Origin of the sequence: Caulobacter sp. SLTY, assembly GCF_009905535.1 — a bacterium.
In the GTDB taxonomy this organism is placed as follows: Bacteria; Pseudomonadota; Alphaproteobacteria; order Caulobacterales; family Caulobacteraceae; genus Caulobacter.
Map to the genome: position 1 here is coordinate 14,330 of NZ_JAAALA010000024.1, position 17,122 is coordinate 31,451.

Here is a 17,122-nt window from a genome sequence, read left to right on the forward strand (position 1 = left end):
ACGTTCAGTCTCCGACCTGTCGGTCCGGTTGATCCGGTCCGTACGGGAGACCTTTAAGCCGATCCAACCTGAATGGTTGCTGTCCGCTTCGTTGCCCGTTCGCCAGCCGCCCAGCGCCGGGCCGGCCGGTCGATCCAGCGCTCGGCCAGGGCGGCCGCGACGATGGCCAGGGCGGCGGCCAGACCATACCAGGCCAGCCGCGCGGGCAGGGGCAGGCCGGCGGGCTCCAGGTATTTGAAGGCCACCAGGATCGGCCCGTGCAGCACATAGAGGCCGTAGGACAGCCGCCCGAGCAGAGCGTTGATCCCCGCCGCCCGGGCGCTGACCCTGGTGTTGGCGGCCAGCACCACCAGCAGGGGGAAGAGGATCAGCACGGCGCCGAGGTCATAGAGCGGCGACAAGCCGGGGACGGGCAGGGCGACCAGCAGCAGGGCAGCGGGGAGCAGCCAGCCGGCGTTGGCCGCGCTCACGCTTTGGAACCTCCCGGCCGCCCACCAGCGATGCAGCAGGATGCCGAGCGGGAAGGCGAAAAGCACGCGGGCCCAGCCGACGAAATAGCTCCACGGTCCGGCAGAGCGGCCGGGATCGTTGTTGGCGAAGCCGCCGTCGAACTGCCCCGTGGCCAGCGTGACGCCGATCAGGACCACGGCCGCCACGCCGGTCAGCGTCGCCAGCCGCCTATCGGTCAGCCAGCGGGCCGCATAGCCGTAGGCGACATTGATCCACAGTTCCAATTGCAGCGACCACGCCGGCCCGTTGAACGGAACCACCAGCCCGCCGCCCAGCCACGGCAGGAAAAGCGCCGCCAGCACCAGCAGCAGCAGGGGTTGATCCTCCAGGCCGCGCTGGCCGCCAAAGGCCAGCCCCGCCGCCACCGCCGCGCCCAGCAACAAGCCGGCCAGGGCCAGGGGGTAGAGCCGCACCAGCCGCTTGCCGGCGAACCAGGTCCCGGCGCCGCCCTCGGCCAGCCGCGCGCCATAGCCCGCAGACAGCACAAAGCCGCTCATCAGGAAGAACAGGTCGACCATCAGGTAGCCATGGCCGAGCAGCCCCGACCCCATGGCTCCGGCGATGTGCAGCCCCATGACGATCAGCGCGGCGACCCCGCGCACCCCATCGAGCGCCGCCAACCTCGGAACGCCTTGGACGCCGCTCACGCCTCCGCCTCGCCCACCGGCCGGCGGCCCAGGCCCGCGGCCCTGGCGACGGGCAGGACCATACCCTCCATCACCGTCTCATGCTTCGACTCGCCGGGCTCCAGGCCGAACTCCAGCGCCATCTTCGTGCGGTCCGGCGTGTAGAGGGTGCCGAACAGCCAGTCCCACAGGGTGGTCAGGCTGCCCAGGTTGCTGCCGAAGTGCGCGGGGTTGGTCGAGTGGTGAATCTGGTGGTGCGCCGGGCTGTAGACCACCCGGCCCAGTACGCCCGGGAAGGTGATCCACAGGTGCGAATGCTGCAGGTGCTGGACGGCATAGAGCCCGGCTAGGGCGATCACGTTGCGATCCCAGACGGTGAAGGCCCCGGCCGGCTCACCCAGCGCCCAGGTCAGCACGGCGTTCGCCGTGCCCATCATGACCGCCAGCAGGTTGGCGAACAGCACACCCTCGATCGGATGGACCCGGAAATTGGTCAGCGGCGAGAGGTGTTCGGCGCTGTGGTGGACCTTGTGGATCTCCCACATCCAGGGGATGCGGTGGCTGAGGAAATGGATGGTCCAGTAGGCCAGCTCCCCGGTCAGGAAGAGCGCCACCGTCCCCACGATCAGCGCCCCGACCGGCCCGATCACCGACCCCGGCCCCTCGCCGAGACCGGCGCGCATGCCTTCCAGCAGCCAGCCGCTGATCACCGCCTGCGAGGCGATGGCCCAGCCGAACAGGCCGCCGAACAGCACCACGTTGAACAGGAAAAAGCCGATGTCGGTGCGCCCCGAGGCGCTGGCCCACAGCCGGCGCGGCATCAGCGCCCGGACCAGAACCTTCACCGGAACCGGCCGCTTCCCCGGCCGGCGGGTCATCAGAAGGAACAGCCCCCCGATCGCCAGCGCCGCCAGCAGCGAGGCCAGCGATCCCGGCGAGCCCGGCGCCACGAACACGCCGACCAGCCGCAGCCCGGCATCCTGCGCCGCGCCCATCGCCGCTCCCGCCAAGTCCTGAACCCCGAATGGGGACATCCCGCCCGCCCTCGACCCACTGCTGGGCGACCGTTGTAGCGAGGTACGGTGAGCCCTTCCTTAAAGCCGCCTGGCCCTTTCGACGCGGGCCGCCGCATGCTAGGCGCGTCTGACCCAAGGGGGTGTAGCTCAATGGTTAGAGCCGACCGCTCATAACGGTCTGGTTGCAGGTTCGAGTCCTGCCGCCCCTACCAATCCCTTCTCCCGCCCAAACCACGACCGGCCCGCAGGGACTTGCATGGCCCGACTTTAAACATATAACTAAGATAACTAATTAATCATGGGAGGCGAGGTTGGATTTCACGGATACGCCCGATGAGGCCGCCTATCGCGCCGAGGTTCGCGGCTGGATCGCGGCCCACAAGCCGCCACCCGCGGATCCGCGCCTGGGCCGGGGCGATCCCGCCTTCATCGCCGCCGCCAAGGCCTGGCAGACGACCAAGGCCCAGGCCGGCTTTGCCGGCATACGCCGGCCGAAGGACTGGGGCGGCGGGGGCGGCACGATGATGCAGGACATCATCTTCGCCCAGGAGGAGGAGGCGGCGGGGCTGACCTACTCCGGGCCGTTCATGATCGGCATCGGCATGTGCGTGCCCACGGTGCTGGCCCATGGGAACGATGCGGCCAAGGCGCTGGTGCGGCCGACCATCACCGGCGAAAAGATCTGGTGCCAGCTGTTCAGCGAGCCCTCGGCCGGATCTGACCTGGCCAATGTCCGCACTCGGGCCGTGCGCGAGGGCGAAGGCTGGCGGATCAACGGCCAGAAGGTTTGGAACAGCTTCGCTCACCGGGCCGACTACGGCCTGCTCCTGACCCGCACCAACCCGGACAAGGCCAAGCACAAGGGGCTGACCATGTTCTGGGTCGACATGAGCGACCCAGCCATCGAGGTGCGGCCGATCCACCAGGCCAGCGGCGAGAGCGAGTTCAACGAGGTGTATTTCACCGACCTGCGGCTCGATGATTCCCACCGGCTTGGCGACATTGACAACGGCTGGGCGGTCGCCCTGACCACTCTGATGAACGAGCGCATGGGGGTGATGAGCTCGACCCGCAAACCCAACTGGGAAGAGATCATGGCCCTGGCCCGCTCGCTCCCCGGCGCGATGCAGGATGGGGCGTTCCGAGAGCAACTGGCCGATTGGTACGTCAAGGCCGAGGGGCTGCGCTTCACCCGCTTCCGGCTGCTGACCGACATCTCCCGAACCGGCCAGCCCGGCCCGGCGGCCAGCGTCGGCAAGGTCGCCGCCTCGACCCAGTTGCAGGAAATCACCTCGGCCGGGCTCGAACTGCAGGACCAGTTCGGGATCATCGACGACGAAGGCCTCTCGCCGATGGACGCCATCTTCCAGAAGCTGTGGGCGTACTCGCCCGGCGCGCGGCTGGGCGGCGGCACGGACGAGATCATGAAGAACATCATCGCCGAACGGGTGCTGGGCATGCCCGGCGACGTCCGGCTCGACAAGGATACGCCGTTCAAGGACCTGCCGAGCGGCCTGCGCTGAGCCCTATTCGACGACGTCGACCACCGCTGTAGAGTCCACGCCTTCCAGCCAGACCTTGCCCGCCGCCGCCATGTGGCTGATCCAGTGGGCTTCGGCGCCGGGGCCGTCACCGGCCTCGATCAGCTCGATCAGCTTTTCCTGGGAACGCAGGCCGAAGCGGGTGCGGCGGTCGCTGACATCCAGGCTGCGGGCGTTGGCGCGGATCGACAGCTGCATATGGAGCTCGACCACGTCCTGCAGGGCCTTGCCGACCACCCCCAAGGCGATGTTGCCGCATTCGTCGAGCAGCACCCGGTGAAACTCGGCGATGGCCGCCGCCAGGGCCTGCTGGCCGCCGATGGTCCGCTCGATCTCCAACTGAGCGCGCAGGGCCGCCGCGGCCTCCTTCGGCCGGGTCTCGGCGGCATAGCGAGCGGCCGGCGGCTCGATCAGAGAGCGGGCGGTGTAGATGTCGGCCATGGTCGCGCCGCGGGCCTGAAGGGCGATGCCGGCCGCCTTGGTGATCATCTCGCTGGAGACGGCGTTGACCCGCGCGCCGCCCCGGGCCCCGCGGGAGACGCTGATCAGCCCCTCGGACTCGAGAATGCGGATAGCCTCGCGGATCGTCGGGCGGGAGACCTCGAAGTCGGTGATCAGCTGGGCCTCGGAGGGCAGCTTGTCGCCGGGCTTCAGCTCGCCCCGGATGATCGCCTTGCGCACCCTGCTGGCCAGGACCTCGGCGGTTTTGGGAATGCGGATGGAGCCGCTGATGGCCGAGTCGAACATGGGGAACCTTCCGGGCGTCGGCGCCCAAATCGCCAACCTAGTTGAATCGTTTCCTCGACGCGAGGCAAGGTCGCTTGCATGGCGGTCGTGCTCCCGCTTATTATCTAACTAATTAATACAAATAACCATTGGAGGCGACAATGGCGCTCGACCCGATCATCCGCGACCAACTGACCCTGCCGGTCATCTGCGCCCCGATGTTCCTGGTCACCGGGCCGGATCTGGTGCGCGAGGCCTGCAAGGCCGGGGTGATCGGCGGCCTGCCCCGCGCCAATGCCCGCACCCTGGAGGAGTTCGAGGCCTGGATGAAGGCCATCCGCGAGGCGCTGGATGCGCACAAGGCGGAGAACCCAGGCGCCCGGATCGCGCCGCTCGCCGTCAACCTCAACACTCGGCTGCCGGCCGACGAATTGAAGGCCAATCTCGACATTATGCGCCGATACGGCGCGGACATTGTCATCAGCGCGGCGGGCGATCCGACCCAGCTGGTCGCCCAGGTCCACGACTGGGGCGGCAAGGTGTTCCACGACGTCACCTCGATCCGCTTTGCCGAGAAGGCCATCGCCGGCGGGGCCGACGGGCTGACCTGCATCGGGGCGGGCGGCGGGGGCCATTCGGGAACGATCAGCCACCTGGCGCTGATCCCGCAGGTGCGGGCGATCTTCGATGGGACCATCATCCTGGCTGGGGCGGTGTCGACCGGGGCGGTGGTGCGGGCGGCGGAGATCCTCGGGGCGGACCTGGCCTACATGGGCACCCGGTTCATCGCCACCCGGGAGTCCGACGCCCCGGCCGCCTACAAGGCCCTGCTGGTCAGCGAGACCTCCGCCGACCTGTTGTACACGCCCAAGGTCGCCGGGGTGGCCGCCAACTGGATGGTCGAGTCGATCCGTCAGAACGGCCTCGACCCCCTGGCCCTGCCCGAGCCCCTGGGCAAGGGCATGCGCCACGATCACCTGCCCGACGATGTCCGCCCCTGGAAGACCCTTTGGAGCGCGGGGCAGGGGATCGACCTGATCAAGGATGTGCCCAGCGTCGCCGAACTGGTCGCTCGCCTGCGCGCCGAATACGTCGCCGCCTGCGAGGCGCCCAGCTACGCCGAGGCCGCGCGACTGGCCGACCGGGCGCTCGAAGCCGCCGGGGCCTGAGCATGACGAACGCCCCCGCCGAACCGCCGGTCCTGCTGTCGATCGAGGACGGGCTGGCGCTGATCACCCTCAACCGGCCGGCCCAGCTCAACGCCCTGACCCAGGAGATGAGCGAACGGCTGGAGCAGACCTTTGCCGACGTCGGCTCCAACCCGGACGTGCGGGTGGTGGTCATCGCCGGAGCCGGCAAGGGCTTCTGCGCCGGGGCCGACATGGGCCGGCTGCAGGGTCTGGTCGCCGACAAGGGCGCGGGCCTGGCCAGCCGCAGGCCGGAGGACCCCCATCCCGTCTATGACGCGCTGGACGCGCCGGACTATCTGCGGTCGCGCCTGCTTGCGCCCATGGCCATGCCCCAGCCGGTGATCGCGGCCATAAACGGGGCTTGCGCCGGCGTCGGGCTGGCCATCGCCGTGGCCAGCGACATCCGCTTCGGCAGCCCCACCGCCCTGTTCAGCGCCGCCTTTCCGCGCCGGGGGTTGACCGCCGAGGCCGGGCTGGCCTGGAGCCTGCCGCGCATCGTCGGTCGCGCGGCCGCCAGCGACATGATGCTGTCGGGCCGACGCATCACCGCCGCCGAAGCGGAGAAGATGGGCCTGCTGAACTCGGTGATCGAGGAGGACGTCCTGGCCCATGCCCTGGCCTACGCCAAAGACATCGCGGCCAACTGCTCCCCCCGCTCGACCCGCACTATCAAGCGCCAGCTGCGGCTGGCCGCCGATCAGACCCAGCGCGAGGCGGTGATCCTTGCCTACGACGAGGTGGTGGCCTCGCTGGCCTGTGATGACTTCCAGGAGGGCGTGGCCAGCTTCGTGGAGAAACGGGCGCCGAAGTTTACCGGTCGCTAGGCGACCGCCTCGATCGGCTCCAGGAACAGCGTCTGGTGGGCGCGGCCGAAGACGCCGTCGCGGTCGGCCAGCACAGTGTTGACCAGCCCGACCCCGGCCCCGTCGCTCAGGGTCACCGCGTCGCAGAGCACCCAGTCGCCGACCGGGGGGCGAACGAAATAGACCGACAGGTCGAGGTTGGCGAAGCTCCACTTGCCGCGTTCGACGATGCTCGAGGGGGCGCTGGCCACGTCGGCGGCCATGGCGGCGCGGGCGACGGCGGGCATCGGAAGGCCCTCGACGAGGTCGGCGTTGAAAGTGGTCCAGAAGGCGCCGGGGCCGGCCTCGCGGATCGATCCCTTGGCGAGCCGCGTCTCCATCGGATGGCCGGCGTCGAGGACGCTGGTCACCGGCCGGGCGGGAAGGTCCTCGGGCAGCGGCAGATCGGTCGTCACGTCCGCGCCCGGCGGGGTGTCCTCAAGACGGATTCGCATGGCGCTGGCGCGGGCGGTGACCTCGCCACCGGCGACGATTTCGGCCTCGACAAGCTGCATCCGGGCGCCGTCCCGGATCAGGCGGACGCGGGTTTCAACAGGCTGGAACGGCACCGGCTTCATGATGTCGATGGTCAGCCGCGAGACCTTCATCGGGCTGCGCGTCGGTGTGGCGTCCAGCGCGTGGGCCAGCAGGCCGCCGACCGCGACGCCGTTCTGGTGACGGCGGTTCCAGGAGCCGGTGGCCGGGACCAGCGGCTGGTAGAGGCTGTCGCCGACCTGGCGGTAGAAGGCGGGCTTCATGCGCGGGCGGCCTCCAGGACCGATAGGCTGGGGATGCGCATCGGCTCCACGAACAGGGTCTGGTGCGCCCGGGCAAAGGGCCCGCGACGGTCGGCCAGGGTGGTGTTGACCAGGGCAGAGCCGTCGCCGGCGCTCACCGTCGCGGCGTCGGCGAAGATCCAGTCGCCCTCGGGCGGGCGGACGAAATGGAGGGCGACATCCACGTTGGCGAAGCTCCAGACGCCGTGCTCGAAGATGCTCGACATGGCGCTGCCGATGTCGGCCGCCATGGCGGCGGCGACCAGCGGCGTGGCGGCCACGCCCGGCAGGATGTCGACGGCGGGACGGACCCAGCCGCGGCCGGGACCCCGCTCAAGGAGGCCACCCGAAAGCACCCGGGTCTCGAGACCGCCGCGCGGCCCGTCGCTGCGGGACAGGGATCGGGCCGGGGTGTCTTCCGGCGCGGGGTAGGACAGCGTCTCCGCCACCACGGGCGAGTCGGCGCGGCGCACGCGCAGGGCCGTGGCGCGGGCGCGGATTTCGCCGCCGGCCCGGAAGACGACCTCCAGGTTCTGCATCCTCCGGCCCTCGCGGACGATCCGGCAGTCGGCCTCGAAAGCCGCTATCGGGGTCGGCCGGGCGATCTCGACGGTCAGCCGGGCCAGCATCATCGGCGCCAGAGTCGGCGTCTGTTCGATCAGATGGGTCATCAGCGCGACGATGGCCACGCCGTTCTGGTTGGCGGGATTCCACGGGCTGGCGGCGCGCGGCGTGGCCGTGAAGGCGCCGTCGGCGCCGGTGTAAAAGCTGGTCGGCTCGCTCATCCGGCGGCGCTCGCCGCGCCCAGGGCGCCGCCGGCCCGCAGTCCGGCAATCTCCTCGGCGGAGAGACCCAGGAGCTCGCTCAGCACCGCGTCGGCATCGGCGCCCAGCAGGGGCGGAGAGGTATAGGTGTCGAGCGGGGTCTGCGAGTAGCGGATCGGGTTGCGGACGATCGGGATAGTCCCCCCGGAGGCGTGCGGCACGGTCAGGATGCTCTCGCGCTCAATGATGTGCGGATCGCGCGCGGCCTCGCCCAGGGTCAGCACGGCGCCGGCCATCACCCCGACCCTGGCGAAGCGATCCACCCAGTCGGCCGTCGTCCGCTGCTTCAGTCCGTTGGCCACAAGTGGCAACAGCTCGGCCTGGTGCTCGGTACGCAGCCAGCGGTCCCTGAACCTGGGATGGTCCACCCAGTCCGGTGTCTCGGCGGCCTCGCAGAACCGCTTCCAATCCACGTCGTTGGGCACCGTCAGCTGGATCCAGCCGTCGGCGGTCTCGAAGACGCCGGCCGGGATGTAGCCGCGGATCTTCGCACCGCGTGCCGGCTGCTCGCCCTGCATCAGGGCGGCGATCATCTTGTAGCCGACCAGAGCCAGGCCGGAATCGAGCAGGGACAGGTCGATGTACTGCCCCGGCGCCCCGTTGGCCTTGCGGGCGTAGAGCGCCGAGACGATACCCACGGCGGCGTGCATGCCGGCCGAGAAGTCCATGATCGACACGGGACAGGGTTCGGGCGGACGCCCCTCTTCCCCCGCCATGCTCAGATAGCCGGACAGGCCCTGGACGATATTGTCCATGCCCGGCCGGGGCGCGTAGGGACCGGTCTGACCGTAGCCGCTGAGGGACAGGTAGACGATGTCCGGGTTCACGGCCTGGATGTCTGCGTAGCCGAGGCCCCGCCGGGACAGGTCCCCGACCTTGAAGTTCTCGATAAACACGTCGCACCGGGCGGCCAGCTGCCGGACGATCCCGACGCCCGCCGGGTTGGCCAGATCGACGCTTATCGATTTCTTGTTGCGGTTCACGGCGGCGAAGACGCTGCGCTCGCCGGTCTCCCGGCCCTCGGCGTCGCGGATCTGGCCGGTGCCGATGATCCGCATCGGGTCGCCCTCGATGGCCTCGACCTTGATCACCTCGGCGCCCAGGTCACCCAGCATCTGTCCGCACCACGGCGCGGCGAACACCCGTCCCAGCTCCAGCACCCGGACTCCGGCCAGCGGCAGGGTCATCTCATGCCTCCCATTGCGCTATCGGCTGAACCCGATATAGCTTAATAAGCTAACTATTAAAGAAAAGGCCGCCGACGGCAACCGTCGAGTGGCCGGCGGGAACGCAAAAGGAGTAGAGCGCCGATGTCCGATACGGTGCAGGTCGCCCGCGAAGGCGGGGTCGCCATCGTTACGCTCAACCGTCCGGAGCGGCTGAACGCCATCGATTCCGAGCTGATGGAATACCTGCCGCAGGTGATCCGGGGCGTGGCCGCCGACCCGGAGGTCGGCTGCGTGGTGCTGACCGGGGCGGGCAGGGGATTCTGCTCCGGCGGCGATCTCAAGAGCCGCCAGGCCGAGCTCGACGCCCAGGCCCTGCTGTCGGACGCCGAGCGCCAGCTGCTGCAGATGCCCTATGTCATGGACCAGGTGCTCAAGGCTCGCGTCGAGGCCTCGCGGCTGCTGCACGACATGCCCAAACCGACCATCGCCATGATCAACGGCGCCTGCGCCGGGGCGGGGCTCAGCATGGCCGGCGCCTGCGACCTGCGGTTCGCCGCCGAGAGCGCCGTGCTGAGCAGTGCCTTCACCCGGGCGGGCCTGTCGGGCGACTACGGCGGGACCTACTACTGGACCCAGATCCTCGGCACGGCCAAGGCCCGCGAACTCTATCTGCTCAGTGAGAAGATCGCCGCCGCCGACGCCCTGGCCCGCGGGATGCTGCACCGGCTGTGGCCGCACGCCGAGCTGCGCGAGCGGACCATGGAGATCGCCCACAGCCTCGCCGATGGCCCCCGCTGGTCCTACGCCTACGCCAAGCGGAACCTGAACCTCGCCGAGACGGCGTCGCTGGATCAGGTCCTGCAGTCGGAGGTCACCACCATGGGTCTCGCCACCCGCACCGTTCGCGACACCGGCCGCCTGCCTGTGTCGGTCCTCGACAAGACCGCCTGATCAACAGCGCGGCAGGGAGTAGCCACATGCGTCCCCACATCGACCCGAACGCGCCAGACGTTCCCATGGACCGCAAGTCGTCCATCGCGGCCTGGGGCATGGTGGGCATCTTCCTGCTGCTCTACATCTTCAGCTTCATCGACCGGCAGATCATCACCATGATGGTCAAGCCGCTCGAGCGCGACCTGCACCTCTCCGACTTCCAGCTCAGCCTGCTGATGGGGCCGGCGTTCGGCCTCTTCTACGTGGTCTGCGGACTGGGCATGGGCTGGTTGGTGGACCGGTTCTCGCGGCGCTGGATCACCGCCATCGGGGTGTTCATCTGGGGGATCGCCACCACCCTCTGCGGCATGGCCGGCGGCTATGCGCAGCTGTTCCTGTTCCGCATGGGCGTCGGGGTGGGCGAATCGACCCTGACCCCCGCCGCCCACGCCATGATCGCCGAGACCTTCCCGCCCAAGCGGCTGGCGACGGCCTTCTCGGTCTACACCCTGGGCGCGGTGATCGGCGGCGGCATCGCCACGATCGTGGGCGGCACGATCGTCCACATGGTCACCGACCTGGACAAGGTCACCCTGCCGCTGCTGGGCGACCTGCGGCCCTGGCAGGCGATCTTCGTGGCCGTCGGCCTGCCCACCATCCTGCTCTCGCCCGTGATCTTCCTGGTGAAGGAACGGCCCTCGGCCGAGCGGCGGGCCAGCAACGCGGCCATCGCCGGCGGGGGCCTGTCGTTCTGGTCCCTGCTGAAGAAGGACTGGCTGTTCTACATCGGCCTGCCGGTGGGCTTCGGCTGCACCAACATCCTGGCCAATGCCTGGGGCAGCTGGAGCCCGGCCCTGCTGATGCGTGACTTCGACTGGAACGCCAGGGACGTCGGCCTGGCCTGGGGCATCCAGCACATGATCGCCAGCGGCATCGGCCAGATCGGCGGGGCCATGCTGGTCGACCGGCTCTACAGCCGCGGCATGAAGGACGCCCATGTGAAGTACATGATGTACGGCCTGTTCGTCTCCGTGCCGATGTTGATCCTGGCGGTGCTCAGCAACAATCCCTGGGCCTACCTGGTGCTCACCGGCTTCTTCTACCTGCTCACCTACCCGTTCGTGGGCTACGCCGCCGCCGCCTTGCAGCTCTTCGCGCCCGCTCACCTGAGGGGCCGGGTGTCCGCCATGTTCCTGGCCGTGGTCACCGTGGTGGGAACGGCGCTCGGCGCGACGGTTCCGGCCCTGATCACCGACCTGGTGTTCGGCGACAAGCACAAGGTCGGGCTGTCGCTGATCGTCGTGACCGTCGCGGTCGCCCCGGTCATCTTCGGCGTGCTGTGGTTCGTGGCTCGCAAGATGCGCCGCATGCATGAGGAACGGGACGCCGGCGTCCCTGTCCCGAGCACTGACCTGTCGACCTGAAATCGCATGACCGAACGGATCCGATCGCGCTTGCACGGTCGGGATTAAATAGGTATACAATTAAACCTAATAAAGGGACGGGACGGCTCAGGATATGTCGCAGCTAGCGGATTTGGTGCGGGGCGTGATGCGGGTCGATCCCGCCGCGCCGGCCATGGAATACCAGGGCCGCTGGTGGACCTGGGGCGACATCGACGCCCTTATCGAGAACATCGACCAGGCGCTGGCGGCCGCCGCCATCGGTCCGGGCGTGCGCGTCGGGGGCCTGCTGCGCAACCGGCCGCAGGTCGCCGCCCTTCTGCTCGGCGTGGTCACCGGCGAGCGGTGCGTGGTCACCCTCAACCCCAGCCTGCCTGACGATCGGCTGGCCTCCGACATCCTCGGCCTGAGGCCGCCGGTGGTCATCGGCATGGCCGAGGACTGGGCGCGGCCGGCCCTGGTCGAGGCCGTCCGCCAGATCGGCGCCGTGGCGCTTCGGTTGCCGGCGGAACCCGGCGGCGCGGTCACGGTCGTCGACGGCCTGTCGGCCGCCGTCGGCGTGGATCTCAACTGGAACGCGCCGGGCATCGGCGTGGAGATGCTGACCAGCGGCACAACCGGCGCGCCCAAGCGCGTGCCCTTGAAGGCCCGCACCCTGGAACAGGCGGTGATCGACGCCGGCGTCTACGACAACCGCAAGCCCGGCGATCCGCCGCGCCTGCGCGGCGGGGTGCAGATTCTAAACGCGCCCTTCGCCCACATCGGCGGGGTGTTCGGCCTGTTCAACTGCATCGCCGGTGGTCGCAGTTCCTGCCTGCTGGACAAGTTCTCGGTGACGGAGTGGGTCGACGCCGTGCGCCGCCACCGGCCGAAGGTGGCCGGAGCGCCGCCCTCGGCCCTGCGCATGATCCTCGACGCCGATGTGACCAAGGAGGACGTCGCCAGCCTGGTCGCCTTCCGCACCGGCACCGCGCCGTTGGACCCGGACCTGGCCGATGCCTTCTATGAGAAGTTCGGCATCCCGGTGCTGCAGAACTACGGCGCCACCGAGTTCGCCGGCGGCGTGGCCGGTTGGACGATCGGCGACTTCCACAAGCACCACAAGGATAAGCGCGGCGCCGTGGGGCGGATGAATCCCGGCTGCGAGGCCCGCATTGTCGATCCGGAATCGGGCGCGGTTCAGCCCTTCGGGACCGAGGGCTTGCTTGAACTGAGGGCCGGCCACCTGGGCGACGGCGCCAGCTGGATGCGGACGACGGATCTGGCCGTTCTGGACGCCGACAACTTCCTCTGGATCAACGGCCGTTTCGACAACGCCATCATCCGGGGCGGTTTCAAGATTTTTCCCGACGACGTGGTGCGCGCCATGGAGCAGCACCCGGCGATCCGCGAGGCGGCCGTGGTGGCCCTGCCGGACCCGCGCCTCGGCCAGGTCCCGGCCGCCGCCTACATCGCCAAGAGCGGCGCCGGCCTGCCCAGCGAGGAGGAGCTGCGCGCGTTCCTGAAGGAGCGGCTGCTCCCCTACCAGGTGCCGGTGACCATCCTGGTTGTCGACGAGATGCCCCGCACGCCTTCGCTGAAGGTCAGCCAACCCGATCTGAAGAAGCTGTTTCTGAACAAGGCCGCCTGAGCCTGCCCCATTAGGACAAGGACGAAAGAGATGACCGATACTGTGGCCGAGAAGAAGCCCAAGCGCGAATACGGCGTGCTGACCGACGAGGGGATCGCCGAACTGCGCCTTCGCGTCGGCGTGCAGCACAAGAAGCCGACCCCGCCGCACAACTACGAGGTCACCTGGGACGGCACGCGCCACTTCGCCTTCGGCTATGGCGACGAGAACCCTCTGTGGTGCGATCCTGAATACGGCAAGACCACCCGCTGGGGCGGCCTGATCGCCCCGCCGAACTTCCTCTACACCATGGGCGAGCCGGACGCTCCGAAGCTGACTCCGGAAGAGGCGGCGGCCCAGAAGGCGCTGCTGAAGGGCGATCCGCTGGTCGGCCTCGGCTCCTACCAGGCGGTGATGGAGTTCGAGTGGTGGCGCCCGCTGAAGCTGGGCGATCGGCTGCGCCAGCGCGCCGCCCTGATCGGGGTGCAGGTCAACAGCAACAGCAAGTTCTCCGGCCGCACGGTCTCGGAAGTCCAGGGCTATGTTTACCAGAACCAGAACGACGAGCTGGTCGCCATCCAGCGCGGCACCTGGATGCGCGCCGAACGCCACGCCTCGGCTGAGCGCAAGAAGGAGTACGACCTCCCCGAGCCCTACACCGACGAGTATCTCAGGAAGATCGACGCCGCCTATGAGGCCGAGACCATCCGCGGCGCCGACACCCTCTACTTCGAAGACGTCAACGAGGGCGACGAAGTCCCGACCATCGTCCGCGGCCCGATGCGTACGTCAGACCTGGTCATCTGGCACATCGGCTGGGGCATGCAGCTCACGCCTCCCGGCGCCTTCCGCCTGAGCTACAAGATCCGCAAGAAGGTCCCGGGGATGTACACCCCCAACGACCTGAACGTCCCCGACACCGTCCAGCGCCTGCACTGGGACAAGGCCTGGGCCAACAACCTTGGCATCCCGCTGCCCTACGACTACGGCGGCCTGCGCGAGACCTTCCTGACCAACATTGTCACCAACTGGATGGGGGACGACGGCTGGCTGTGGAAGATGAGCTGCCAGCACCGCAAGTTCGTCTACACGGGCGACACCTACTGGATGAAGGGCAAGGTCGTGGCCAAGAAGCAGGTCGACGGCCGCAACGAGGTCCATCTCGACATCTGGGTCGAGAACCAGCACGGCACCATCGTTAGCCCCGGCAACGCCGTGGTCCTGCTGCCTACCCGTGACGCCCCGGTCGAGCTGCCGAAGCCCGCCGAGGAGGACATCGACAAGATGTACGCCCATGAGGTCTCGCGCTACCGGCAGGACTGATCCGTGGCCTACGAAACCATCCGCTGCGAGCAGCGCGGCAAGGTCGCGCTGATCACCTACGACCGCCAGGAGCGGCGCAACGCCTGGAACGTCCCGATGTACCGCGAAATCGTCGCGGCCATCGAGGCGGCCAATGCGGATGACGGCGTCGGCGCCATCGTGATTACCAACGATGGCCCGGTGTTCTGCTCGGGCGTCGACTTCAAGGCGCCGCCGGAAGAGAAGGATCCGGTCACCGGCGTTCGCCCCAACGTGGCCACCCTGTCGATGGCGCCGGACGACAGCTGGATCCACCTGATCCAGCGTTCCAAGCCGGTGATCTGCGCTATCAACGGCGCGGCCATCGGGGCGGGGATCACTCAGATCCTGGCCGCCGACATCCGGGTGGGCTCGAGGAGTTCGACCTACGCCTTCCCCTTCACTTCCCTTGGCCTGATGCCGGAGATCGGGGCCACCGCCCTGTTGCCGCAGCTGATCGGCCTTGGGCGAGCGCTGGACCTCTGCATGACCGCCGGCAAGGTTGATGCGGACGAGGCCTTGCGCATCGGGCTGATTACCCGGGTATTCGAGGACGCCGTCCTGGTCGACGAGGCGGTGGCCCTGGCTGAAAGGCTGGCGGGCTTTCCGGCTTTCACGCTGAAGAAGACCAAGGACCTGATCTACGCCAACGCCGTCGAGGACGACATCAACGCCTACCTCGGCCGCGAGACCGAGGCGTTCGTGGAGCTGTATCGCGTCAACAAGGCCGCGCGCGCCGCGATGGCCGACAAGGTTTAGCCGGCCCGTGACGCATCCGTTCGATCTGACCGGCAAGGTCGCCCTGGTCACCGGCGCGGCGCGGGGTCTCGGCCTGGAGATGGCGCGCTCGCTCGGCCAGGCCGGCGCGACGGTTTTCCTCAACGGCCGTGCCGCCGATCGGCTTGCGCCGGCGCTCGAGGTCCTGAAGACCGAGGGCATCGATGCCAGAGCCAGCGTCTTCGACGTGGCCGATGAACCCGCGGCGGCGGCGGCCATCGCGGGGTTCGAGCGGCTCGACATTCTCGTCAACAACGTCGGCCTGCGCCTGCGCGCACCGCTGCACGAGGTGACCACCGACGCCTTCCGCACCATGCTCGACGTCGACCTGGTCGCCGCCTTCGCCCTCTCGAAGCTGGCTGCCGAGATCATGAAGCGGCACGGCTATGGCCGGATCATCATGGTTTCCTCGACCCAGGGCATCGCCGGCCGCAAGGGGGATGTCGCCTACATTACCGCCAAGGGCGGGATGATCGCCCTGACCCGAGCGCTCGCCGCTGAGTACGGCGCCGATGGGCTCACCTGCAACGCCATCGCCCCCGGCGGGTTCGCCACCGAGACCAACGCCCACCTGATGACCTCTGACGCCAGCCTGAAGATCGCCCGACGCCGCGCCATGCTGCAACGCTATGGCCGGCCCGAAGAGATCGGCGGGGCGGCGGTCTATCTGGCCTCGCCGGCCGCTTCCTACGTCACCGGCAGCGTGCTGGTCGTCGACGGCGGCTGGACCGCACAGCTCTAGCCCAACGGGGACTTCAGGCCAGGCTCGATGCTCTCGGCATAGAGGGCGGCGCCCAGCTTCACCAATTCATCGGCCAACCGGTTGCGGGGGGCCTGGGCGGCGCGCAGGACAGCCAGTTCAAGTGTCAGCGGGTTTCCTTCGATCGGCACCGAGACCATGTCGCCGTACGACTGCCGCGGCTCCGGCTCCACCGTCCATTTGAGGCAGCACCAACGCCTGGCGCGGGCCAGGTTTTCGATCGTGGTGCGATTGGGCTCGGGGGCTGGAAACAGCTCGGCTCCATTGGCGGTCAGGGCCGCGTAGGTCGAACGCAGGGCAACCGGATCCGATCGACCGGGAGAGCTGACCACCACGCGTCGATCGACGGCCGCCAGCGGAACGCATTCCATCGCCGCGATCGGGTCTTCCCGGGGCGCCATCAGGGCCGCGTAGCGCAGGCAGATCGGGGTGGCCACCTGGATATCGCTTCCCTCCAGTCGCGAGGTCGAGAACGCCAGAACCGCGTCCAGCTCCCCGGCCGTCAGACGCCGCAGGACATCCTCGGCCGAGCCGTTGTGAATCTGCAGCTCCACCTCGGGCCAGGCATGCATGAAGCGGTCGATGAGTTCGGTGCGCTCCGGGTACTCGTTGACGAAATCCACGGCGCCGATGCGCAGCGATTCGCGACGACCGGACCGCATCTCCGCCGCCAGCCGCTGGGCGGCGTCGTTGGCCCTGGCCAGGGCCTGGGCATAGGGGAGGAAGGCCAGGCCATCCGCAGTCAGTTCGGTATGGCGCGAGGTGCGGACCAGCAACCGGCGCTTGAGCCGCTCCTCCAGCCGGCGGATCTGTTCCGAAACCCAGGGCTGGGCGACCCCCAGCCGCTCGGCGGCGCGGGTGAAACTCATCTCCTCCGCCACGGCCGCGAACGTCAAAGCCAGCCTGGGGTCGAACACCATGCCGTCGCCTTCCACAGGTTGCACCTATTGGCAGGGCCAATACTTACGCCCCATTCATGGGATTTGGAAATGGTTTTATTAGTTATATATATTTGCAAAACCCATTGGCTTCGATCAGGGTGCTGCCATCAACAAGAAGGGCATCGGCCCTCCAGGGAA

At 68.6% G+C, this 17,122-nt stretch carries 16 protein-coding genes and 1 tRNA gene; 10 read left to right on the top strand and 7 right to left on the bottom strand.

Annotated features, from left to right (window positions below; all coding sequences use genetic code 11):
- Positions 1–53: 53 nt before the first annotated feature.
- Together GVN21_RS14095 and GVN21_RS14100 are read right to left on the bottom strand one after the other, a co-directional pair.
- Entirely contained in the window at positions 54–1,157 is a 1,104-nt protein-coding gene (locus GVN21_RS14095) for an acyltransferase (protein WP_166575396.1), read from the bottom strand.
- The gene (locus GVN21_RS14100) at positions 1,154–2,170 is read right to left on the bottom strand and encodes a sterol desaturase family protein (RefSeq protein WP_166575397.1); all 1,017 of its coding nucleotides are present in this window, start codon (positions 2,168–2,170) and stop codon (positions 1,154–1,156) included. The genes GVN21_RS14095 and GVN21_RS14100 overlap by 4 nt, the downstream gene beginning before the upstream one ends.
- A gap of 118 nt (positions 2,171–2,288) precedes the next feature.
- Between GVN21_RS14100 and GVN21_RS14105 the strand changes: the two genes are divergently transcribed.
- Both GVN21_RS14105 and GVN21_RS14110 read left to right on the top strand, forming a co-directional pair.
- A tRNA-Ile gene (locus GVN21_RS14105) sits at positions 2,289–2,364 on the top strand.
- A 99-nt stretch (positions 2,365–2,463) separates the two neighbouring features.
- Entirely contained in the window at positions 2,464–3,675 is a 1,212-nt protein-coding gene (locus tag GVN21_RS14110) for an acyl-CoA dehydrogenase family protein (RefSeq protein ID WP_166575398.1), read from the top strand.
- A 3-nt stretch (positions 3,676–3,678) separates the two neighbouring features.
- Here GVN21_RS14110 and GVN21_RS14115 read toward each other — a convergent pair whose 3' ends face one another.
- Positions 3,679–4,440 (bottom strand): GntR family transcriptional regulator, encoded by a 762-nt coding sequence (locus GVN21_RS14115; RefSeq protein WP_166575399.1) that lies wholly within the window; start codon positions 4,438–4,440, stop codon positions 3,679–3,681.
- Positions 4,441–4,580: 140 nt separating this feature from the next.
- Here GVN21_RS14115 and GVN21_RS14120 point away from each other — a divergent pair, with 140 nt between their 5' ends.
- The gene (locus tag GVN21_RS14120; protein ID WP_166575400.1) at positions 4,581–5,588 is read left to right on the top strand and encodes a nitronate monooxygenase; all 1,008 of its coding nucleotides are present in this window, start codon (positions 4,581–4,583) and stop codon (positions 5,586–5,588) included.
- Between the two features lie 2 nt (positions 5,589–5,590).
- Positions 5,591–6,433: an enoyl-CoA hydratase-related protein gene (locus tag GVN21_RS14125; RefSeq protein ID WP_166575401.1), complete on the top strand. Its 843-nt coding sequence runs from the start codon at positions 5,591–5,593 to the stop codon at positions 6,431–6,433.
- On the opposite strand, the gene GVN21_RS14130 is transcribed toward GVN21_RS14125, so the two are convergent.
- From GVN21_RS14130 to GVN21_RS14140, 3 genes are read right to left on the bottom strand one after another with little or no spacing between them, the layout of a single operon-like run.
- Positions 6,430–7,209 carry a thioesterase family protein gene (locus GVN21_RS14130; RefSeq protein ID WP_166575402.1) on the bottom strand — a complete coding sequence of 260 codons (780 nt, stop codon included), beginning with the start codon at positions 7,207–7,209 and terminating at the stop codon, positions 6,430–6,432. The two genes, GVN21_RS14125 and GVN21_RS14130, sit on opposite strands and share 4 nt — an antisense overlap.
- Positions 7,206–8,012, bottom strand: coding sequence for a thioesterase family protein (locus tag GVN21_RS14135; RefSeq protein ID WP_166575403.1), 807 nt, complete (start codon positions 8,010–8,012; stop codon positions 7,206–7,208). The genes GVN21_RS14130 and GVN21_RS14135 overlap by 4 nt, the downstream gene beginning before the upstream one ends.
- Complete coding sequence (locus GVN21_RS14140) at positions 8,009–9,238, bottom strand: CoA transferase (protein WP_166575404.1); 1,230 nt, start codon at positions 9,236–9,238, stop codon at positions 8,009–8,011. Before GVN21_RS14140 ends, GVN21_RS14135 begins: the two co-directional genes overlap by 4 nt.
- Before the next feature lie 123 nt (positions 9,239–9,361).
- Between GVN21_RS14140 and GVN21_RS14145 the strand changes: the two genes are divergently transcribed.
- From GVN21_RS14145 to GVN21_RS14170, 6 genes are all read left to right on the top strand, one after another.
- Entirely contained in the window at positions 9,362–10,171 is an 810-nt protein-coding gene (locus tag GVN21_RS14145) for an enoyl-CoA hydratase-related protein (RefSeq protein ID WP_166575405.1), read from the top strand.
- A gap of 26 nt (positions 10,172–10,197) precedes the next feature.
- Positions 10,198–11,577, top strand: a complete 1,380-nt coding sequence (locus GVN21_RS14150; protein ID WP_166575406.1) for an MFS transporter — start codon at positions 10,198–10,200, stop codon at positions 11,575–11,577.
- Between the two features lie 94 nt (positions 11,578–11,671).
- Positions 11,672–13,186, top strand: a complete 1,515-nt coding sequence (locus tag GVN21_RS14155; protein WP_166575407.1) for a fatty acid--CoA ligase family protein — start codon at positions 11,672–11,674, stop codon at positions 13,184–13,186.
- Positions 13,187–13,216: 30 nt separating this feature from the next.
- Entirely contained in the window at positions 13,217–14,488 is a 1,272-nt protein-coding gene (locus GVN21_RS14160) for a MaoC family dehydratase N-terminal domain-containing protein (protein WP_166575408.1), read from the top strand.
- Between the two features lie 3 nt (positions 14,489–14,491).
- Positions 14,492–15,265: an enoyl-CoA hydratase/isomerase family protein gene (locus GVN21_RS14165; RefSeq protein ID WP_166575409.1), complete on the top strand. Its 774-nt coding sequence runs from the start codon at positions 14,492–14,494 to the stop codon at positions 15,263–15,265.
- 7 nt (positions 15,266–15,272) lie between these two features.
- A complete protein-coding gene (locus tag GVN21_RS14170; protein ID WP_166575410.1) occupies positions 15,273–16,025 on the top strand; it encodes an SDR family oxidoreductase in 753 nt (250 codons plus the stop codon).
- Here GVN21_RS14170 and GVN21_RS14175 read toward each other — a convergent pair.
- Positions 16,022–16,987, bottom strand: a complete 966-nt coding sequence (locus GVN21_RS14175) for a LysR family transcriptional regulator (protein ID WP_166575411.1) — start codon at positions 16,985–16,987, stop codon at positions 16,022–16,024. The two genes, GVN21_RS14170 and GVN21_RS14175, sit on opposite strands and share 4 nt — an antisense overlap.
- Positions 16,988–17,122 lie beyond the last annotated feature (135 nt).